This window comes from Pseudomonas sp. ADAK21 (assembly GCF_012935735.1).
GTDB lineage: Bacteria > Pseudomonadota > Gammaproteobacteria > Pseudomonadales > Pseudomonadaceae > Aquipseudomonas > Aquipseudomonas proteolytica.
Genome location: NZ_CP052857.1, coordinates 4,642,129 through 4,663,360, shown reverse-complemented (window position 1 = coordinate 4,663,360; position 21,232 = coordinate 4,642,129). Strand labels below are relative to the sequence as shown.

At 58.8% G+C, this 21,232-nt stretch carries 20 protein-coding genes and 1 pseudogene; 10 read left to right on the top strand and 11 right to left on the bottom strand.

The window, feature by feature from the left end:
• Positions 1-69: 69 nt before the first annotated feature.
• The 7 genes from HKK57_RS21175 to HKK57_RS21145 form a co-directional block, all read right to left on the bottom strand.
• Positions 70-816 (bottom strand): fimbrial biogenesis chaperone, encoded by a 747-nt coding sequence (locus HKK57_RS21175; RefSeq protein ID WP_169390699.1) that lies wholly within the window; start codon positions 814-816, stop codon positions 70-72.
• 72 nt (positions 817-888) lie between these two features.
• Positions 889-1,437: a fimbrial protein gene (locus tag HKK57_RS21170; protein ID WP_029293661.1), complete on the bottom strand. Its 549-nt coding sequence runs from the start codon at positions 1,435-1,437 to the stop codon at positions 889-891.
• A 322-nt stretch (positions 1,438-1,759) separates the two neighbouring features.
• Positions 1,760-4,102, bottom strand: coding sequence for an ATP-binding protein (locus tag HKK57_RS21165; protein ID WP_169390698.1), 2,343 nt, complete (start codon positions 4,100-4,102; stop codon positions 1,760-1,762).
• Positions 4,099-6,489: an ATP-binding protein gene (locus HKK57_RS21160; protein ID WP_169390697.1), complete on the bottom strand. Its 2,391-nt coding sequence runs from the start codon at positions 6,487-6,489 to the stop codon at positions 4,099-4,101. Before HKK57_RS21160 ends, HKK57_RS21165 begins: the two co-directional genes overlap by 4 nt.
• Positions 6,486-7,151: a response regulator transcription factor gene (locus HKK57_RS21155; protein WP_029293655.1), complete on the bottom strand. Its 666-nt coding sequence runs from the start codon at positions 7,149-7,151 to the stop codon at positions 6,486-6,488. Before HKK57_RS21155 ends, HKK57_RS21160 begins: the two co-directional genes overlap by 4 nt.
• Positions 7,152-7,282: 131 nt before the next feature.
• The gene (locus tag HKK57_RS21150) at positions 7,283-7,948 is read right to left on the bottom strand and encodes a response regulator transcription factor (RefSeq protein ID WP_029293653.1); all 666 of its coding nucleotides are present in this window, start codon (positions 7,946-7,948) and stop codon (positions 7,283-7,285) included.
• 383 nt (positions 7,949-8,331) lie between these two features.
• Entirely contained in the window at positions 8,332-9,666 is a 1,335-nt protein-coding gene (locus HKK57_RS21145; protein WP_169390696.1) for an EAL domain-containing protein, read from the bottom strand.
• A 299-nt stretch (positions 9,667-9,965) separates the two neighbouring features.
• Between HKK57_RS21145 and proP the strand changes: the two genes are divergently transcribed.
• On the top strand, positions 9,966-11,468 hold the full coding sequence (gene proP / locus HKK57_RS21140) for a glycine betaine/L-proline transporter ProP (RefSeq protein ID WP_029293649.1): 1,503 nt from the start codon (positions 9,966-9,968) through the stop codon (positions 11,466-11,468).
• A 300-nt stretch (positions 11,469-11,768) separates the two neighbouring features.
• Here the strand turns inward: proP and HKK57_RS21135 are convergent, their stop codons facing one another.
• A complete protein-coding gene (locus tag HKK57_RS21135) occupies positions 11,769-12,557 on the bottom strand; it encodes an aminoglycoside phosphotransferase family protein (protein WP_169391227.1) in 789 nt (262 codons plus the stop codon).
• Positions 12,558-12,562: 5 nt separating this feature from the next.
• Complete coding sequence (locus tag HKK57_RS21130; RefSeq protein WP_169390695.1) at positions 12,563-12,769, bottom strand: hypothetical protein; 207 nt, start codon at positions 12,767-12,769, stop codon at positions 12,563-12,565.
• Between HKK57_RS21130 and HKK57_RS21125 the strand changes: the two genes are divergently transcribed.
• From HKK57_RS21125 to HKK57_RS21110, 4 genes are all read left to right on the top strand, one after another.
• Complete coding sequence (locus HKK57_RS21125; protein ID WP_169390694.1) at positions 12,768-12,941, top strand: hypothetical protein; 174 nt, start codon at positions 12,768-12,770, stop codon at positions 12,939-12,941. The two genes, HKK57_RS21130 and HKK57_RS21125, sit on opposite strands and share 2 nt — an antisense overlap.
• Positions 12,942-12,998: 57 nt before the next feature.
• The gene (locus tag HKK57_RS21120) at positions 12,999-13,604 is read left to right on the top strand and encodes a hypothetical protein (RefSeq protein ID WP_169390693.1); all 606 of its coding nucleotides are present in this window, start codon (positions 12,999-13,001) and stop codon (positions 13,602-13,604) included.
• A gap of 31 nt (positions 13,605-13,635) precedes the next feature.
• Positions 13,636-13,866, top strand: coding sequence for a DUF6434 domain-containing protein (locus HKK57_RS21115; protein ID WP_169390692.1), 231 nt, complete (start codon positions 13,636-13,638; stop codon positions 13,864-13,866).
• A 176-nt stretch (positions 13,867-14,042) separates the two neighbouring features.
• The gene (locus HKK57_RS21110) at positions 14,043-14,792 is read left to right on the top strand and encodes a nucleotide excision repair endonuclease (protein WP_029293638.1); all 750 of its coding nucleotides are present in this window, start codon (positions 14,043-14,045) and stop codon (positions 14,790-14,792) included.
• A 286-nt stretch (positions 14,793-15,078) separates the two neighbouring features.
• Here the strand turns inward: HKK57_RS21110 and HKK57_RS21105 are convergent, their stop codons facing one another.
• Together HKK57_RS21105 and HKK57_RS21100 are read right to left on the bottom strand one after the other, a co-directional pair.
• Complete coding sequence (locus HKK57_RS21105) at positions 15,079-15,450, bottom strand: hypothetical protein (RefSeq protein ID WP_029293636.1); 372 nt, start codon at positions 15,448-15,450, stop codon at positions 15,079-15,081.
• A gap of 126 nt (positions 15,451-15,576) precedes the next feature.
• Positions 15,577-15,897: a hypothetical protein gene (locus HKK57_RS21100; RefSeq protein ID WP_029293635.1), complete on the bottom strand. Its 321-nt coding sequence runs from the start codon at positions 15,895-15,897 to the stop codon at positions 15,577-15,579.
• Between the two features lie 369 nt (positions 15,898-16,266).
• On the opposite strand from HKK57_RS21100, the gene HKK57_RS21095 reads away from it, so the two are divergent.
• From HKK57_RS21095 to HKK57_RS27425, 5 genes and pseudogenes are all read left to right on the top strand, one after another.
• Positions 16,267-16,830, top strand: a complete 564-nt coding sequence (locus tag HKK57_RS21095; protein WP_032866689.1) for a phosphoglycerate mutase family protein — start codon at positions 16,267-16,269, stop codon at positions 16,828-16,830.
• A 246-nt stretch (positions 16,831-17,076) separates the two neighbouring features.
• The gene (locus tag HKK57_RS21090) at positions 17,077-17,574 is read left to right on the top strand and encodes an RNA polymerase sigma factor (RefSeq protein WP_224791095.1); all 498 of its coding nucleotides are present in this window, start codon (positions 17,077-17,079) and stop codon (positions 17,572-17,574) included.
• 5 nt (positions 17,575-17,579) lie between these two features.
• Entirely contained in the window at positions 17,580-18,515 is a 936-nt protein-coding gene (locus HKK57_RS21085; RefSeq protein ID WP_169390691.1) for a FecR family protein, read from the top strand.
• Between the two features lie 256 nt (positions 18,516-18,771).
• On the top strand, positions 18,772-20,997 hold the full coding sequence (locus HKK57_RS21080; protein ID WP_237150440.1) for a TonB-dependent siderophore receptor: 2,226 nt from the start codon (positions 18,772-18,774) through the stop codon (positions 20,995-20,997).
• Positions 20,998-21,042: 45 nt separating this feature from the next.
• Positions 21,043-21,123: pseudogene (locus HKK57_RS27425) on the top strand (CPBP family intramembrane glutamate endopeptidase); the annotation flags it as partial.
• Positions 21,124-21,232: the final 109 nt, after the last annotated feature.

Sequence of the window (21,232 nt, the reverse complement as noted above, 5' to 3'; positions counted from 1 at the left end):
CCGCAGAAAAAACCTGCAGCTGAAAGAGGTCGACATAAGTGACTCGCGAGTAAAAACGTCAGGGATTGATCAGCGCTGGAGTGGTTTCCGAGTCGGGACCAGTGCGCCGTAATCATTGATGGCGTTGAACTCCACCTGGGCATCGCCGGCTGGTCGTGCCTTGAGCGCGGGCAGTACGAACTGCCGGGTTTCACCCGGAGCGATCATGCCGTCTTCACTGCGCTCACGCTGGGCGCCAGCCACCAGTTCCAGTTCAACCAGCGAGACATAGAACGCCGTCGGGTTGAACGCCTGCAACGCCAGGGCTTGCCCGTCACGCGCCGGCACCAGTTGCCACTGCACCTGCTCAATCGCCTCACTGGCAGTGCCCGGCAAATCGCTCGGGCGGTAGAACAATTTGATCCGTGAGCGAAACGCCATTTGCAGGGTATTGAGGTCCGTACCGGCCTCAGGCTTGGGCGGAATTTCCAGCACGTTAAGCCAGAACACCGACTCTTTGTCCTGGGCCAAGGGAGCCCCTGTGAACATCAGCCGCAGGCTTTGGCCCTTGGTCGGATCAATGCGCGCCACCGGTGGCGAAAGCAGGAACGGCGCCTGGGAGCTGGTCGGGGTCGATTTGACGTCGCCGGTGTCGATCCACGATTGGGTCAACGCCGGCTGCGTGCCGTTGTTATTGAGTTTTACGGTGATTTCTTTCTGGTCCGCCGGGTAGATCAGACGGGTTCCGGTAATCACTACCCCAGCCAAGGCCTGGGAACACATCAGTGTCGCCATCCCTGCCAGGAGCAGTTGCTTGAATGCAAGTGAGCAAGACATAAAGCAATCCCGTTGCCGCATGGAAGCACGCCCCTCGAAACATCAACAGGGCGTGTGTCCATGGCCTGCGACTTACTGATAGTTGATGGAGTAAGTCACGGAGCTGACAACGGTGCCCGGAGTAGTAGCCGCCTGGGCGAAGTACTGGACAGCGTACGGCAGGGTGGCAGAGGTGGTGGTAGCGTCGACATCGATACGGCTGGTGGACGTGACCTGCGCGGTGTTGCCGGCCTGGATTTTTGCGCCATTGGTGGCGTCAACCAGTTGCAGTTGAACCTTGGTGGCGGAACCGCTCACGTTCTTCAGGTTGCCGCTGACCGGATCAACACTGCCGCCCGCTTCAAAGAATGCAGCAGCGGTCTTGATCGCGGCCGAGCACTTGCTCAACTCGATGTTGAAACCTGTCTGGCCGGCCACTTGACCTGCGGCAGCCAGGGAAGCAGTGGAGATGGTTGGCAGCGTGACGGTCGTGCCGCTCGCACCGCTCGCACCGTTCACTGCTACCTGACAGGTTTCGGCTTTGAGTTCGCCGTTGAAATCGATTTTTCCGTCCGAAGCCAGAGCAGCGCAAGAGACTGTGGCAGCGACCAGTACAGCGAGGGCGCGGGCTTTGTAATTCATGAGTAACTCCGAGAGAGCGATGTTCTACAGTAAGTTGTAAAGCTTCCGTTTATCGGAGAGCTTCTGTGTTGTTGCAGGATTAAGTTTAGGGACGGCGCATCAAACTCCATATAGGAGTGCTCTGAAAAACCCTTGAACGCCTCACCTTTCTTAAACTTTCAACGCCACTGAAACTTACTGTTGCGCGCTAGTCTTTATTGAAATAACAGCCACACTCCGTCAATAGGAGCACTCCTAAAAAGCAGCCCTGCCAATACTTATCAATGGTTAAACACACGAAATAAAAAGCAGCCGCTATGTAGCCCTGAGGTCCGCACCCAGCCTAGGCCCCGCCAATAAGCCCACCCCTGTGCTCAAGCAGGCTGCGGGCATGGCCCGCGATAGCCTCTGCAGGCCAGCTCAGTTCATCTTGCAACAGCACTTCGATACGCTGCGCCATCGCTGCAAAGTCTGCCCAACCCACTTCCAACGCGGCAGAGTGCAGTCTCTGCGCTGCGTCCAACGCCAAGCTGCGATCGCGCAAGGCGAGCCGCTCTATCAGGCTGTTGAGTTCCTTGCGCAGCGCCTCCGGTGTCGCCGCCGGCTCCAGACTCCTTTCAACTGGCGGGGCCTGGGGGAGTTCGCACCAGAGCTCAATCATCTGCTGCAACTTGGCCAGTTGGATGGGTTTAGTCATTACGCCATCTAAACCGGCATCAAAACAACGCTGAAGGTATTCATTCCCGGCAACTGTCGAGACGGCGATGATCGGGCAGTATGAGCGTTCGTGTTCGCGCTCCAGCTGACGAAACGCGCCAGCCATACGCTCATCACTCTCTGGCGAATCACACGCTATCAACACCATATCGACCCGATGGGCGCTGAACAATGCCAGCCCCTGGGCTGCATCCGCCGCCAGCAGCGCGCCGCAGCCAAGGCTTGCGAGCTGTGCCTGCAATATTTGCCGACTGGGCAACGAGTCATCCACCACCAGCACCTGCAAACCGTTACCGGCCTCAGGTATGGCAGGCTCGTTCGCCGGCAAGTGGTGAGATGCTGCCAGTTCAACGGGCACTCTCACTTCGACCTGGGTCCCGACGCCCAGCAGGCTGCTGAGCACCAACTCGCCGCGCATCAGCCTCACCAGGCGCCGGCAGATCACCAGGCCCAGGCCGGTACCGCCAGTGCGCCGATAGGATTGTTTGGCCCGGGCGTAAGGCCGGAACAGCGAGGATTGCGCCTGTTCGGACAAGCCTATGCCCGTGTCGATGACTCGAATCACCAGGTGCCGCACCTCCACCGCAGGCGCTGCCAAAAGTTGCAACTGCACCTCTACCCGGCCGATCTCGGTGAACTTGACGGCGTTACCGATCAGGTTGCGCAGCACCTGCGCCAGGCGCAGCTCGTCCAGCAACAGAGGATCACCGGGACGCTCGCCGGTGACGAGCAGCTCGAGGCCCTTTTCCTGCGCTTGGGCTCGATGCTCGCCCACTATCCGCAAGACCAGCGCCCAGAGGTCCACCGGTTCAAGATTGAGGGCCAGTTGCCCGGCTTCCATCTTGGAGATGTCCAACACATCATCCACCAACCGCAGCAAGGTATTGGCGCCGCTATTGGCCAACGCGGTGAAGTGTCGTTGCCGCTCGTCGAGTGGGGTGTGCTCAAGCAGCTCGACGGCAGCCAGCACGGCGTTCATCGGCGAACGCACCTCATGGCTGATGACTGCCAGAAACATCGCCTTCTCCCGCTCGCTGTTCATGGCGTGGCGACGCTGCAGACGACTTTGCAAGACCAATGCAAGCAGCACTATCACCACCATCAGTAACAGCCACAATTCGCCCTGGTAATGCTCGGCAATAGCCTTGACCGTGGGTATGTCCAGGTCCATCTCCACAAACCAGGCATCATAGATCGCCTTGCGCTCATCGCCGCTGATGGACGCCAGCGCCTTGTCCAGGATGGACAGCAGAAGCACATCGCTGTCACGTATCGCCATGCTCACACCGGTATGCAGCATTGGAAGCACACCTGAAATCTGCAGCACCCCATGATATTGGCGAGACAGGTAGGGAATCAGCAGCCATTCCGAAGCAATCGCCGCATCCGTGCGACCATCCTTGACCATCGCCATCATGTCCACCGCATTCAGCGCAGAGACAACGGTTATCCCCGGGGCCTTATGCCTCAAGAACGCGACATAGTCCTCCTCACGGCCCAGCATCACCACCCGCTTGCCGGCGAGTAGCTCCAGGTCGGCAAAAGGTTGGTCGCCAAACCGACTGACGATAATCGTCGAACTGGTGTTGTAGGGCGTGGTGTAAAGCATCCCGATATCCTTTGCCGGGTCATCGTCGCGGCGCCGGGTGGGCAATATATCGACTTCGCCGCTGATCAACATGTCTTTGCGGGCGCTGCGCGTAGTGGTGGTGACAGGTTCGAAATGCAAGCCCGTACGCGCTGCAATAACCCTCAGGTATTTGGCTGACAAGCCTCTGAGCTGGCCGTTGCTGATGTATTCAAAAGGCAGCAAGTTATCGAATACGCCAACACGCAGCACCGGGTGGGCGGCAATCCAATCACGCTCCTGCTGGGTCAACTCCATCGGCGTCGGGCTGGCGTGTGACGCCCCACTCAGGTTGCACAACAGGATTGCCAGCAACAGCAGGCGTTGCAGGAAGGCGCTCATCGCTGCGTCACTCGCGCGGGCCGATTGGGCGGCAGCACGTCGAGGGTCGCATTCCCGCCCAAGGCCTGCCAATGCTCAACCAACGCCCGCAGGGCCTGGGCATAGGCCGGGTTATCCCAACCCTGCGGCCCACGCAACAGGCGCTCCAGATGCTCGGCACTCTGCCCCAGGGCCAACCACTCCATGATCAGTGCGGCCCCGTGCAGACGATGGGCAACGTGGACTGCACTGGGCCGGTCACATAGCGCGATGGCCTTGATCAGGCTGCCGATGTCACTGGCCATTTCCCGATTGATCGCCGCCTGATCCAGCTGTGGAGCCATCAGGCTCGCACGGGGTGCCGCCAGTTTGACGTCGCACCAACGCTCAATCACCTCGCGCAGTTGCCCCAGGCGTATCGGCTTGCTCAAGGCTGCGTCCATACCCGCCTCCAAGCAGCGTTTCAGATGCGGTTCACCGGTCAAGGCAGAAATAGCGATGATCGGGCAGCGTGGACGCCCCAAATCGCGCTCGAACTCACGCAGTTCGCGCACCAGGCTGTAACCGTCCTGGTCCGGCAGGTCGCAGTCCATCAGGATCAATTGGTAAGCTCGCTCCCCAAACAAGCTGCGGGCCTGGGCGGCATCGGCGGCGATCACGGCCGCGCAGCCAAAGCCACCGATCTGCGCCCGTAGCACTTCCTGGTTGGCCAGGGTGTCTTCCACTACCAGGATCTGCAGGCCGCCCGTCACGGCCTGAGGCGCGGACGGCTGAATCTGCGGCTGTTCAGTAATCTGCGGTGCAACCGCCACCGGCACGCAGAGGATGATGGTGGTACCAACCCCCGGTTCACTGTTGAGCGTCAACGAACCCTGCATCAAGTTGGCCAACTGCTGGCAGATCACCAGACCCAGCCCGGTACCACCGGAGCGCTTGTAAGAGTGAGTGGCCTGGGCATACGGCCGGAACAACGATGCCTGCACCGCGTCGCTCATACCGATCCCGGTATCGCGCACCTTGACTTGTAATTGCTGGCCGTCGGCCTGCGAGCCCACCAGGCACAGCTTGATGTCGACTCCACCGGCATCGGTGAACTTGATGGCATTGGATAGCAAGTTATGAAAGATCTGCGTCAGGCGGGAGCTGTCGAGTAACAGCATGGGCAGCGTAGTGTGGATGCTCACGTTCAGGCTCAGGTGCTTTTCCCGGGCGCGCAGGCGGTGCAAGCCAACTACGCCTTGCACCAGCGCGGTCACATCGGTCGGTTCAATGCTCAGGCGCAACGCCCGCGCACCCGAGCCTGGGGTGTCCAGCACGGTATCCAGCAACCGCACCAATGCGTTGGCGCCGCCATTGGCAAGGTGCACAAAGTGGCGCTGCTGCTCATTGAGCCGGGTGTGCCCCAATAATTCCATGGCCGCCAGCACGGCATTCATAGGCGAACGTATTTCATGGCCCATGACGGCCAGGAACATGGTTTTTTCCTGCTCGTTGCGTACGGCCTGACGCCGCCGGCGATGGCCGCGATAGACCAGCACACACAAACTGGCGAGCACCAACGCGCCCATGACCAGGACATGCAAGAAGTGCTTGTACAGGGTAAGCAAGGTTGGGACATTCAGGTCGAGGTCGTGATACCAGTGGCTATAGATCACTCGGCGTTGCTCGGCGGTGATTGACCCCAGGACTTTGTCGAGGATCGAGATCAGCATGGCCTGGTCCGAGCGAACCGCCATGCTGACATCCAGCGCCTGGCTGCCGACCACGCCTGAAACTTCGAGGATGCCCTGGAACTGGCGGTACAGATAGGGCATCAGGAAGGTTTCCGAGGCGATGGCCGCGTCGGCACTGCCGTCCTCGACACGGGTCAGCATTTCCAGGGCCGATTGGCTTTTGATCAGCGTGACCTTGGCCCCTGTTTCACTGACTATCTCATCGTAATGATCCACGTCGGGGACCATCACGGTTTTGCCTTGCAGTTGGTCGATGTCAAAGATATCGAGGCCGTCGACACGGGTCACGATGATCGGCGAAGTGGTGTGGTAGGTCAGCGCGGTAAGGCCCTTGGTCGCCCGCTCAGACCTGAAGCGCAGGTAAGAGGACAACAGATCGACCTGGCCATCGAGGAGCATCTGCTCGCGTATCTGCGTGGTCTTTCCTGGCACGTAGGTGAATTCAAGGCCCGTGGCATCGGTCACAAATTGCAGGTACTGCGCCGAACGCCCTTGCAGTCGCCCGTCACTCAGGTACTCGAATGGAATCAGCCCCTCCGCCACCCCCACCCGTAGCACCGGGTGTTGTTGAATCCACTGCTGTTGCTGTTCACTCAGTTGAACCCCATCCGCGCCGAGAGCAGGCGCTCCTCCTATCAACCACAGCAGCACGCCCCCCCATAACCACTGCCTCATGGCGAACCAATGATCTTGTTGAGCTTGAACAGTTCGTTGTTCGAAGTGACTCCCAGCTTGCGAAACGCCGAGGTTTTCTGGGTGCTGATGGTCTTGATGCTGCGGTTGAATTTCTCGGCGATTTCGGTAATGGTCATGCCCGCCAGGTAACACCGAATCACCTCCTGCTCGCGACTGGTCAGCTCCGCCAGGATCAGCGCGTCCGGCACCTCGCCAGGGCCCTTGCGGGTATCGCTGGTGACGGTTTCGGCAAGGCGATAGGTCATGTCGGGACTCAGGTACACCGCCCCCGCCGCGACTTTACGGATGGCCTTGACCAACTGGCCCATGTCCTCGCCCTTGCCGACAAACCCGCGCGCCCCGACACGCATGGCCAAGCCCACGGTCGCCGGGTCATGGTGGGTGGACAATACAAGGATGTGACTATCGGGAAACTTGACCCGCAAGGCGCGGATCAATGACACGCCGTCCAACTCTTCAGGACTCAGCGAAAAGTCCAGTAGCAGCAAGTCTGCAGGCGCCGTGGCGAGGCCGGCGATCAGGTCCCGGCTGCGCTCATAAATGCCCACTACTTCAAAGTTCGCCTCGGCCGCCAGGGTATTGGCCAGACCATGTCGAACAACCGCGTGATCATCCAACAAAGCAATACGTATAGGTTTCATCGTGATCGAGCCCACTCAGCCCAGCGCACACCGCGCTGCCGAAAAACAGGGGTAACCCACCGCTACAACGTCTGGCACGCTCGTAAGTATATGCAACAACCAGCAAATCGCACGGCGCGTGGGTGGCGGGTTCAGACGCCTTCAATGAGGTGCTTGATCTTGAATAACTCGTTGTTGGATATCACGCCCAACTTGCGAAAAGCCGAGGCCTTTTGGGAACTGATGGTCTTGATGCTGCGATTGAACTTCTCAGCAATCTCGGTGATGGTCATGCCGGTCAGATAACAGCGGATCACCTCCTGCTCGCGAGCGGACAGGCTGACAAAGCGCAGGGCATCCTCACGGTTGCGGACTTCACCGTCATAGTTGACCGCAGTGGCCTCGGCAACCCGGTAGGCCATGTCCGGGCTCAGGTAGACCACGCCCGATGCCACCAGCCGGACGGCATCGATCAACTGGCCCATGTCTTCACTCTTGCCGAGAAATCCCCGAGCACCTACGCGCAAGGCCAGGATCACGGTGGCGGCATCATGGTGGGTGGAAAATACCAGGATGCGGCATTGTGGAAACTTCACCCGCAACGCTCGAATCAGTAAAACACCGTCCAACTCGCTGGGCCCCAGGACATAGTCCAGCAACAGCACCTGCGCCGGAGCCTTGGCCAGCCCTGCCAACAGTTCACGCGTGCGGGCGTAGACACCGACCACTTCAAAATCAGGTTCCTGCACTAAACGATTGACCAGGCCATGTCGCACGATTGCATGATCATCCAGCAAAGCAATTTGTAAGCGTTTCATAGATCACAGGACACTCTATATAACGAGCAAAAAGATGAAAAACAACTCCGCCTCATCATTGGTAAGTTGCCGTCATTGCAGACGGGCTTACAACGTCAATTCCATCCGTGCAACTGAGCAAGCGCACATTAAAAAGCAGCAGGCGAACTTTTGATCACGCAATACACTACGCACTGGCAAATTTGAAGTTGCCAGGCGAACAGTCGTTTTTTTGAAATCAATGACCTTCAACAATAATTATTGAATAGTCAGATTGATTAACTCCAGCGGCAGATAATTTAAAAAATTCGACGAGGGGGAATTTAAGTCACCGATGAAAAAATGGAAATAAGAGTACTCCTAAAAACTACATCAACAGGGCAGACAGGCAAACACAAGTCTATTTATTGATGTTTATTGCGCTGAATCAGGAAGCTCAAAAAAGCCTCGACTTCCATCGGTCGCGCCAGCGCATAACCCTGCCCGACGCGGCAGCCTAAGCGGTGCAACAAAGGGATTGTGGACTCATCCTCGATGCCCTCGGCCACTAGATTCAGATTCAGCAGCCCGGCCCAACTGACGATGCCTGCAATCACCTTGCGTGATGAGGAGTGCTGCTCTACCGCACGCACGAACGAGCCGTCGATTTTCATCTCATCGAACGACAGGTTCGCCAACAGATTCAGGGTGGCCGCGCCCGTACCGAAATCATCCAGGGACACCTGGAAACCCTTGGCGCGGATCGCCGTCAGCGAGGCTGAAAGATGCAGTTCATCCGGCTCGGGTACGTCCTCGGTAAGCTCGATTTTCAGCAAGCGGTTCGGCAACTCGGCCTGCTGCATCCGCGTGGCGAGACGGTCGGCAAAGTGCGGGGTGCAAAGGGTTTTGGCCGAGGCGTTCACGGCGATGGGGATCAGGATGTTTTCACGCTTGAGCGCGAGCATCGCCCTGATGCTCCACATCTCCACCAAGCTGAACAGCAGCAGGTCCAGGCCCAGACGGTTGACCAACGGCATCAACACCGACGGCGGGATTTCTCCAAAGCGCGGGTGCTTCCAGCGCACCAGGGCCTCGGCCCCCACTACACGCCGGCTCAACAGTTCGAATTGTGGCTGGAACACAAAGCGCAACCCCTCCCCCGTGGTCAGCGCATTGATCACTTCATCCTCGGCCAAGGCGTCGAATGTGGTCATGTGCAACTGCGGGTCCGGTTTCGCGCGGGTCAGCACCACGGCTCGCAGGGCATCGCCCAGTTCCAGGGTTGCGCCTTCACGCAGGATCTCCACCAGAACCCCTGCGGCCCGGGCCAATCGTGCATGAGACTCCAGCGCACTGATGGCGACCCCGCCCATGTGCTTGATCCAGCGCTGCTGGGTGTCGGCATGCGGGGACACCACGCCGTCCTCCTCTGCAGCGCGCACCTGGGCATTCAACGTGGTTTCACCGGTCCAGAAGATGCTCGGCAACTGCGCCACGGTGCCGGCTTCGTGCAGGCCCTTGAGCAGGCTTGGCAGCATCAGCCCATCATCACACCCCGGACGAATTTCGCAGACGATAACGTCCACCGGCTGCTCAACCAGCCAGGTCTGCACGTCGCTCAACGATTGAGCATTGGTCAGCGCGGTCACGCCCATACTGCTCAACGCGCCGGCTAGCCGATTGGCACAGGTGGCGTCGGTTGCCAACGTGATAACGCGCAGGGCGTTGAACTCGTTGGGTACGGCGGCATTTACGATCATGACAAGAATTTCCCGATACTTTTCCAGGAAAAAAGCTTATCAGTGCCAAAAAAGAAGCAAATAGGATTGGGACTAAAAGCGCCCTTGCCTGCGGGGTGTGCGAGCCACAATGGCGCGTGGATTGCCTGAGATCAGGTCAGTTGTCTCGCGTTATCGTCGAGGAGCATCGCCAGCAAGCCGGCGCTTACAGGAAAAAAAACATAAAGCGGTGAATTATTTCGTGTCCTCATGTATCTGACCGAATAGACCATGCCATTAAAACAATGGCATCGACACCGTTCAGTGACAGAGTGACCTGTATGAAATCACGCAAGAAAAGCGTCAGCCCAATCGGGTTGAACGACATCACCATCGTTGACGACGCCAAGATGCGCAAGGCGATTACCGCCGCCGCACTGGGCAATGCCATGGAGTGGTTTGACTTCGGGGTGTATGGCTTCGTGGCCTATGTGCTGGGCAAGGTGTTCTTCCCCGGCGCCGACCCTGGCGTGCAGATGATCGCGGCGCTGGCGACCTTTTCCGTGCCCTTCCTGATCCGCCCCCTGGGTGGCCTGTTCTTCGGTGCGCTGGGGGATAAGTACGGGCGGCAGAAAGTCCTCGCGGCCACCATCGTGATCATGTCCATCAGCACCTTTGCCATCGGCCTGATTCCATCCTATGCCTCGATTGGCATCTGGGCCCCGATCCTGTTGCTGTTGGCCAAGATGGCCCAGGGGTTTTCGGTGGGTGGTGAATACACCGGGGCTTCGATCTTCGTCGCCGAATATGCCCCCGACCGCAAGCGCGGCTTCCTCGGCAGTTGGCTGGACTTCGGCTCCATCGCCGGCTTCGTGCTCGGTGCGGGCGTGGTGGTGGTGATCTCCAGCGTGCTGGGCGAAGAGCAATTCCAGGAGTGGGGCTGGCGCCTGCCGTTCTTCCTCGCCCTGCCCCTGGGCATGATCGGCCTGTACCTGCGCCACGCCCTGGAAGAAACCCCGGCCTTCCAACAGCATGTTGAAAAACTCGAGCAAGGCGACCGCGAAGGCCTGGCCCGCGGCCCGCGTGTGTCGTTCAAGGAAGTCGCCACCAAGCATTGGCGCAGCCTGCTGACCTGCGTCGGCGTGGTGGCCGTGACCAACGTCACCTACTACATGCTGCTCACCTACATGCCCAGCTACCTGACGCACAACCTGCACTACAGCGAAAACCATGGCGTGCTGATCATCATCGCGATCATGGTCGGCATGCTGTTCGTGCAACCCTTGATCGGCTTTATCAGCGACAAAGTCGGGCGCCGGCCTTTTATCATCGCCGGCAGCATCGGGCTGCTGGCTCTGGCGATTCCGGCGTTTATGCTGATCAACAGCGGCAAGCTCGGGCTGATTTTCGCCGGGTTGCTGATGCTGGCGGTGGTGCTGAACTTCTTTATCGGCGTGATGGCGTCCACCCTGCCGGCAATGTTCCCCACCCATATCCGCTACAGCGCCTTGGCCAGCGCGTTCAACATCTCGGTGCTGATCGCCGGCCTGACCCCAACCGCTGTGGCCTGGTTGGTGGAGAGCACCAACGATTTGTACATGCCTGCCTACTACCTGATGGTCATTGCCGTGGTGGGCCTGGTCACCGGGCTGACCATGAAGGAAACCGCCAACAAACCCCTGCGCGGCGCGGCCCCGGCGGCGTCGGATATCGAAGAGGCACGGGAACTGCTGCAGGAGCATCACGACAATATCGAGCAGAAGATCGAAGACCTGGACGAGCAGATCGCCGAGCTGGAAGCCAAGCGCGAGAACCTGGCGCAACAGCATCCGCGGATCGACTGATCCGCTCCTACTAGGGAGCTCGATCAGGCAGCGCGCTTGGCTGGGCGGCAAAAAAATCTAGGGGCTGGCTTGCCGGCGATGGCCATAGGCATCTACACAACTTTCAGAAACTGACGATCTTCCCTGTGGCGAGCGGGCTTGCCACAACAGACCTATCTGCCTGGGTTTATGCGATGCAGCAAAGTTGTGTAGATACCTATGCGGCGATGGCGGTGGGTCAGTCACTTTGTCGGCGACCGGTCCTGCGCGATCGCTTCAAGCCAGCTCCTACAGGAGGGGGTGATGGCGACAGCTTACTGATCACCGCAGTGCCGCCGCCGCCAGTTGCGCCACGCCGAGGGTGATTCCCGGTTCATCCCCCTCTTCAAGCATCCAGGTTGATGACAACCCTGCCCACGCAAGCACCCATTGCAGGAGCCTGCGCCGCTCGATACCCGAAACACTGGCGACCACTTCGATCCGCCGCGCAAAGCACTCCGGGGCCAGGGCGCGTTCATCGGGGTTGCAGAACAGGTTCGCATAATCAAAGCCCCGTTCGCCGTAGAGGCCCTTGGGATCAATGGCCAGCCAGCCGGACGCGGCAAAATCCAGCACGTTGCCATGGTGAATATCGCCATGCAGCACCGTGACATCCCGAGGTGCTGCCAGGAGTTCACGTGCAGTGCTTGCACAATGCTCAAGAATGCCGCCGTGCATGGCCGCCCCTTGCCATAGCGCTTCGAACCACTGCTCCAGCGCAACCAATGCGGGAGTCGGCTTGGCCCGTGGTGCATGCAGGCGCGCAGCTACGCCACACAGGATGCGAGTGGCCTCCTCATCCCGGCCGTCATTGACCATCTGTATCAGCGAGGCCGAGCCCAAAGCACGCGCCATGAGCAAGGCCTCGCCGTCATGGGCCAGCACGGGGGCTGCACCTTCGCCGTCCCACCAGGCCATCAGCAAACTGCCAGCCTGCTCCTCGGCCACTTGGGAGATTTTGAGCATGGCAGGCATGCCACGCTGGCGAACGGGCAGTAGATTACCGTTGCGCGAGACGAATGCATCGCCGTCGACGACCAGGTCCCATCGCTTGAGGTAGTGATCAAACATACGCATCACGGTTCAGACCGGAACCTCACAAAACCCATGGCAAACAGCCAACCGCTGAGCATTGAGAGATAGAGCGAGGTATACGCAGCAAAGGTGTAGTCCAAGACGAAGTTGAGCGCGGTGATGGCAATGGCAGCGCACAGGAACTGCGTGCGGGTAAACCGACTCAGAAAGCGTTCCGTGGCGAGATTCAAGGTTCGCAGGTGCTGCATGAATTTACCCATCCGCACCGGCCACTATCCCGGCACAACCCAGCACCCGAATACTTCTGCTCGACGATTTCAGTTCCATTGCCGCAAGGCTCCCTTTCAAGAATCCGCGGAGTTTATCTCAGCCCTGGGCAAACAAGAACGTTTCTCGCCAGAGAATGCCGCACAGAGCTGATGAGAATTCACCGCAGAGATGACATAGTCGCGCTGACGACCAATGGAGTTGGCCCCAATGAAGCACTACGTTCTCTATATCCTCCTCGCGCTGCTTGCCGGATGCAGCACCGGGCCGTATCTGCACCCGCAATCGACAGTGGGTACAAATGCTCTGCTCGAACGCACCTGCCCCGGCCCGAAAGCCGCGATTAGCTTTGCCCCACGCTCGGCAGAGCTCGATTGGGTTCACGTGTTGGTCTATGCAGCACCGCCCGGAACATACAGCTGGCCAGACAAGCTGCGCTCAACCGACACCGAACTACGTCTGTTCGGTCGGCTTTACACCCCCCCGCGCCTGCGCAACCTGAACACCCCGGATGAACGCCGGGCGGCCTATCAACAGACCGATCCGCCATTGTGGGTCAGCGCCGCCTCACCCCTGGTCACCGTAACGCTGGCGACAGGTGAAACCTATCAAGTCAGTATCGAGCAGTTGAAAACCGGCTTTGATCCCAAGGAGCAATCGAACAGTAGCCGTAAGGGTACGGCCCTGGGCGAGGGCGATATGGATGACTTCACCCTCACCTTTCCGGCCATATTCGTGAACGGCGAAAAAGTGCCGATGGCGCCGATTCATTTCAAAAAGCGTGAAGAACGCTATGCTCCGGTCTTCAATTGTTGAGTCAGAAACCTGCATCACCCAAGGAGCAGCAATGATCTTCGACTGGCACTCAGGCCCCATCACTCGCGACACCCCACTGGACCCACACTACAGGAACACGCAGAAGGTCCGCCGCTTCCTGATCGGCGAGTGCGGGGAGTCGTTCAAGTTCGATCGGGCGTTCATGGCGTGGATCAAGAGTGGCGAGCCCTTGACCAGGGGCGACGTGGCAGATCAATGGAATCGTAATTCGTCATCCCGGCGGCAAGCGTTGGATCAGTAACCTGCCCAACGCAAAGTGAGTGCAGGTTCGCCGGCGCCCGACCGGCGGCACCCCATTTCTGCGGTTCATGCCGCACTATATTCGGCATGCCTCTACGCCCGACTCCTCCCGCCCCATCCTTCGAATACCCTGCCCACCTTCGCGCCCAGGCAGAGGCGGCGCCGCGTGCGCCCGGCGTGTATTTTTTCTACGCACAAGACGATTCGCTGCCGTTGTACATCGGTAAAAGTGTCGATCTTCGCAGCCGCCTGCTGGCGCACCTGCGCAACCCGGAAGAGGCGCGCATGTTGCGTCAGGCACAGCGGATCGAGTACCAGCAGACCGCAGGGGAAATCGGTGCACTGTTGCTGGAGTCGCGCCTGATCAAAGAGATGCAGCCCTTGAAGAACAAACGCCTGCGCCGGCAGCGGCGCCTGTGCTCGCTGCGCATGCACAACGGCAAACTCGAGATCATCGACACCACCGCGCTGGCCGAGGGCCCGCAGTTGTACGGGCTGTTTCGCAGCCGACGCATGGCAATCGAAGCGTTGATGCTGCTCGCCGACGAGCACCGCCTTTGCCATAGCTTGATGGGTATAGAACCACCCAGCGCAAAAGGTTGTTTCCGCGCACAGATCCGTAAATGCGCCGGGGCGTGCCGGGGCGATGAAACCCATGCGGCCCACACCGAGCGTTTGCTGCAGGCGTTGGCGCACTGGGCCGTCCATCGCTGGCCGTACCCCGCCGCCATTGCGCTGCACGAATGCCATGGCCAGATGGAGCAATACCACGTCGTGGACAACTGGCGGTACATCGGGACTTATGCCTCGCAGGCCGAAGCCCGATTGGCGCCGGCCCTGCCACCGCAGTCGTTCGATGCTGACAGCTACAAGATTCTTGTACGGCCCGTGCTATTCGAGAGCGCCCGTGTGGTGCTGCTTTCGTAGGTAGCGCCTTACCGCGTTCAGATCAGCGGGCGCGCTACCTGCCCGGCAGGAACCTTTTTCACAATCTGGAATCAGTGCTGCATGTTTTCATACCCATGACTCAGCGAATTCCCGATGATTTTAAGAAGATCCCTGCTCTGTATCGCGTTGCTGGCCATCGGCTTTCTTGCCGGATACGCCGCAAAACCCAATGATGTGCTTCAAGTGACCGCTGGCCAACTCATAGAATGTGGCCAGGTAACCATTCCGACCCTGGGCATGTAAGCCCAGCCACCAGCGCCAGCCCTTACTGCGGTTTGACTTCAGGCACCCATAAGGTGCAGGCGGTGGCAGCCTGGGCGACTAGCCAATCATGACCCCGGGTGCCGAAGGGGCGTGGCATCGTGTGGGAGATCCTTAGCGCCATGTTGTAGGCGCCCGTCATTTCATTCTCAGTCGGGTTTGTCTCTTCCAGCTTTGTATTGTTCTTGAGCCCATTAAGCGCCCCTTGTAGAGCGATTGCCTGTTTGTAGGTGTCTTCGCTTTCTTCAAGGATAGATACCGCGATAAACGCAGCAGTCGAGCAACGATCCATCTTTTCCCACTGTTTGAGTTGCGCGTCATCAGCGAAAGCAGTGGCGCACCCCAGCAAAACCGTACATCCCAGTAAATAACGCATTGATAGCTTCCCGGCGAATAGTTGGCGGTTTTAATAACCCATTGCAATCCAAATTGCCACAACGCTACTCGCCGCACCCGTCATTCATGCTCGGCTGCCACCTTGATCTTTGTCATGTGGTCCGCACTAGCCCGCCTTCACGCTGCGATGCGTAGTCAACACGCCTTTGTCATCGAACAAGAAAATCATCTGGTTCCCCCCATTGTCCTGGCAAATAACGCCTTCAGTGCCTGCGTCGACGATCCCTTGGCAAGCCATGTTCCAGACATAAGGGCGGATTTGGCATTTCAGTGTCTTACCGTCTTCTATCACCAGATGATTAGTGGCCGAAATGCTTTCTGGCGCGGGTTTGGGGCAAGCACCATCTCCCCAATTGACACCCTGATGATTGGGTTGCGAAACACAACCAGCCAGCAAGAGCATGGGCAGCAGGCATCGGTAATTCATGAGCACTCTCCTTAGTTGCAATAGGGTTGAGCGCAACCCTAACTTCGGCTTCGCTGGGGAACGGGGATTTAATTAATTGCCGGACCAATAAACTTTTAGAGAAGGCACTAAAAAGAACCCTCTTTCACCACAAAAATAAAGCCCAAAAGTTAGCATTGATCCGTTCGCGAGTGAACTAGCACAGATGGGCTAGTGGCTCATTGCCTTTTATAAAAACCCTGATTATTTTTTCGGGATGCCGCGCGCCTATTGCCCAGGTGGTACCCTCCCGACTCAATGTTCTGCCTACCCAGTAGCCACCTGGCTTTAACTGCCCGTAAGCACTCATCCTTCACCCGCCCCCACCAGCAAGACAAGGACGTAAACACAGTGAACAGGGAGATCATCCTGATGCGCCATGGACAGCCGAACCTGACCATGAGCGGCAAGGTTTCTTTAGTCGACATGCAACACTGGATCGAGCATTACAACTTATCCGAAATCATCAATCAGCCCCCACCAGAGGCCAGCGTGCAACTGGCGGCGAGCGCTCAGGTGATCGTATCGAGCAGTGCCCCACGAGCGCTGACATCCGTACGGGCGCTGTGCCTTCAGCCTAGTGTGGTAGACGCTGTGTTCTGTGAAGCACAACTGCCCCATGGTCGCTGGAGGCTGGCGCGGCTCTCTCCTTTTACCTGGGCATTTATCCTTCGTATCTCATGGTTGTGCGGTTTCTCAGGAGCGGTCGAATCCGCCCGTCAGGCCAGGGTACGGGCCAGCAAGGCCGCCCAACAGTTGCAAGACCTTTCCAGCACCGGGCCGGTGTTGTTGCTCGGTCATGGCTTCATGAATCGAATGATTGGTAAGCAGCTCGAGGCTAGCGGCTGGACTCGCCAGATGCGAAATGGAAACCGCTACTGGAGCGCGGTGGTTTATCAGATGCATCAGACGTGAGTTACGCAAGTAACCCGCAAAAAACCTGCGGCAAACATGCCCCAGATCCATGCGCCCTGCCGGCCGAACACAAACTGCCCAACAACCCAAGGGCCAGCAGACTCATCCCCTGGCCGCACTCTGCCAGTCGCTGCCATTTCCAGTCATAGGCCGATCAAGCTGGCAGCCCAAGAAAAGATTGTTAATGCGAAGCGCTATCATTAAAGTACGGGGCTTTCCTCTGCGTGATCTCTGCCAATGTCGAGCATGACCACCGAAGAGCTTGAGGTGGCGTTTCGGGCCCATGCCACCGAGTTGCGTTCGTTTCTTCATCGTCAGTTGCGCAATCCTGAGACTGCTGCCGATCTGACTCAGGAAACCTACCTGCGCCTGCTCCGTCAGCCACCCCGTAAACCGGTGCTCAACCTACGCGGCTTTATCTTTAAAATTGCCCGTAACTTGGCGATTGATCATGCACGCAGCAGGCAAACACGGGAGCGCCTCGACGAAGGCACCGCCTACCTTTACGAGGTAACGGGCGAAAGCCCGGCTCTGTTCGATGTCGTGGTAGCGCAACAGGAACTCGCCGCAATGGCCGCCGCTTTGCACCGCTTACCTATCCAGTGCCAGGAGATATTTACCCTGTGCCGGCTGCGCAACCTTCCCCATAAGGAAGTAGCCTCTCAACTGCAGGTATCTGTAAGTACGGTGGAAAAACAATTAGCTATTACTCTCGACTTTCTCAGCCAATGCCTGCAACGATAGCCGGTATGCATGATCAATCCGACACCCCCCAATCCATTAGCGAAGTCCAGCGCACTGCCCACGCGTGGGTGATTCGCCTTACCTCGGGCTCGGTGCAGCCCTCTGCTGTGGCCGCGGCGCGGGCATGGTGCGAACAGGCACCGGAGCATCAGCAGGCGTTTGTCGAGGCGCGTCGGCTGTGGAGTTTAAGCGCACATCTGGCCGAGCCTCGTGCCGCAGCACGGCCGTCGTCGCGACGCGTGTGGGCAATGGGTATCGCAGCATCGTTGGTACTCGGGCTCGGCGTGGCATGGGCGCAATACATGGCGTTGGACGCAGACTATTACACCGGCACCGCTGAGCGTCGCCAGGTCACGCTTGCTGATGGTTCTCACATCACCTTGAATACCAACAGCGCCGTTGATGTGAATTTCACTGACGATGGGCGCCGCATTACCCTGCGCAAGGGCGAGGCCGTGTTCGATGTAAAGCCGGACCCACAACGGCCCTTCAGTGTGCAGGCAGGGGCCCTGAGCGCTACGGCCCTGGGCACGATCTACGCAGTGCGCCGTGATGGAGAGCACGTGGATGTCACGGTGCGCCGCGGGCGTGTGGCTGTCACCAATGCGCCTGACAAGGTGACGCTCAGCGCTGGCGAAACCGTGGGTGGGCGTGCCGATGGCCTGGGCGCCAAGCAGAGTGTGGTCGTCGACACGATACTGGCGTGGGAGCAGGGTCGCCTGGTCTTCGAAATGACGCCGCTTGCGCAGGTGCTTGAGCAGGTCGAACGCTATCGTCCGGGGATCATCCTGATACGGGACACGAGCCTGGGCGCACTCAAAGTCAGCGGCACCTTTCAACTCGACGACCTGGACGACGGCCTGGCGACGCTGGAGAAAGTCTTTCCCCTCAAGATCGAGCGCTACACCGACTATCTGCTGGTGATCTCCTCCAAGACTTGACTATTTTTACGGGTGTTGGCGTGTCACCCGTCTTCCCTCCCTAGAATGATAATGTTTCGTATTAGGGAGAGCACTGATGCAGCATCCGTTACCTGAAGGTTTGCCAATAAAATCTTTGTCCGCAGCCCCGCTTACACTGTTGTGCGTACTGATATCCGGCCTGGCGTTTGCTGATCCCCACTCATTCAATATCGCACCGCAACCCTTGGCGAGCGCGCTGAACCGCTTGGCTGCCCAAAGCGGTTTACAGGTGATAGTGGATGGCACGTTGGTAGCCGGCAAGAACAGCCTTGGGGTGGTCGGCCCCAAAGAGCCAGAGGCGGCACTGGCTGAAGTATTGAAAGGCAGCGGCTTGACCTGGCGCGCGACCGGCGCAAACAGCGTGATGCTGGAGAAGGCTCCCGAATCGAGCAGCACCCTGCAATTGGGGGAAACGGCAATCGTCGGCCAGGAGATGGGCGAAACGACCGAGAACACCGGTTCCTATACCACCGGCGCCATGCAGACCGCCACCAAGCTGCCCTTGACCTTGCGTGAAACGCCACAGTCGGTCAGCGTGGTCACGCGCAAACGCATGGACGACAAGGCCATGACCACCATCAGTGATGTGGCCCAAAGCGCGCCGGGCATTTTCCTGAATAACTCCGGCGGCGTGGCGCGCCCCACCTTCAGCGCGCGCGGGTTTGACGTCGACACCGTCATGTACGACGGTTTTCCCACCAGCTTCCTCACCTACCTGCCCAGCAGCGAAGCCAACCTGGCCATGTATGACCGGGTGGAAATCGTTCGCGGCGCCACCGGCCTGGCCCAAGGCGCCGGCAGCCCTGCGGCCGCTATCAACCTGGTGCGTAAACGCCCGACACATAAGTTCCAGGCGGTGCTCACCGGCAGCGCTGGCAGTTGGGACGATTACAGCAGCACCCTGGACATTGGCGGCCCACTCAATGAAAGCGGCACTTTGCGCGCCCGTACCGTGCTCTCGCGGCAAGACTCGAAAAGCTTCCGCGAGTCGGTGGAAAGTGACGCGGACCTGTACTACGGCGTGGTAGACGCCGACCTGACTGATACCACCACTTTGACGCTGGGCGCCTATCGGCAGAAGGACTACACCAACTACGTCTGGGGCGGGTTGCCCATGGCCCGTGGCGGTGGTCATCTAGGACTACCCCGGGACACGTTCCTAGGACACGACTATGAATACATGAACAACCGCACCACCGGTTATTTCGCGACCCTGGAGCACGGTTTCGCCAACGACTGGAAGCTGCGCATGGCAGCCATGCAGTCGACGACCGACAATGACGTACTGGCCTCTTCCATTTGGGGATACAACCGCCACTATCTATGGACGCAAGCCATGGAGCAGAAGGAAAGAGGTTATGACCTGGCCCTCAGCGGCCCCTTCCAGTTGCTGGGTCAAGAACATGAGTTCAGCATGGGCCTCAGCAAGCGCCAGCTGGATTATCGTACCGGTAATATTTGGGAAAGGTTCATCGACAGCAACGTCGATCTGTTCGCGTGGGACCCACGTGGCCATACCAAGCCCAATATCGTCAAAGGCCCCGACGGCCGCCTCGAGACGACGACTCAGGACAGTCTCTATGCCAGCACCCGCCTGCGCTTGACCGAGCCTCTGTCGCTGATTCTCGGCGGTCGTCTGGACTGGTACGAATTCGAAAGCAGGGCCACCCCCGCAAGCAGCTACAAGGTCACGCGCAATTTGACCCGCTATGCCGGCCTGGTCTATGACCTGGACGCCAATCACTCGGTCTACGTCAGCTACACCGATATCTTCAAGCCGCAGACCGAAAAAGGCCTCGGTGGGCAAGTGATCGAGCCTATCTTGGGCGAGAACTACGAAGTGGGTATCAAGGGCGAATACTTCGATGGCGCACTGAACGCCAGCCTCGCTGTTTTCCAGATTGATCAGAAGAATCGCGCCCAGGAATTGCCTGACGTCAAAGGCTGCGGTCCAGCCGCCAACAGTTCGTGCCACGAGGCTTCCGGCCTGGTGCGCAGCCGAGGTGTTGACCTGGAAATCCAAGGCGCCCTGACCGAAAACTGGCAACTGGCCGCTGGGTACACCTACACCCAGACGAAATACGTCAACGACGCCAATGCAACCCTGGAAGGCCAGGACTTCAACCGCCGACTGCCGCGTCAGCTATTCAAGCTCTCCACGATCTACAGCCTACCCGGCGACCTGCAACGCTGGCGCATTGGCGGTGATGTTTACCAGCAGAGCCAGATCCGCACCGCGGGAGGCAGCGGTAGCAGTGCATGGCAAAATCGACAGGGCTCGTACACCGTGGCCGGCCTGGTGGCAGGCTACAAGGCCAGCGAGCAACTGGATTTGCAGTTCAACGTAAACAACCTGTTCGACCGTACTTATTACGTCAGCATCGCCAACGGGGGCTATGAACCGTACGACGTCTACGGCGACCCACGCAATTTCAAACTGACGGCCCGCTACAGCTTCTAAGACGCGGCTGGACTCTCATGTCCAAGGACGGACGTGGGCGAGATGCTAGGACGATTGCGGCACGGGGTAAACGCCGCCATAGCCACACACGGGACCGCAATCTTACTCATTGCCACGCCCATGTGATTGATGACCGGCGCGTAGCGCTGGCGTTCCACAGAAGACTGGCGGTTCAGGGACGCTAATAACCCCATCGAGATTTTTCAGCTGTTACGCAATGCTCCTCTTTTTTTGT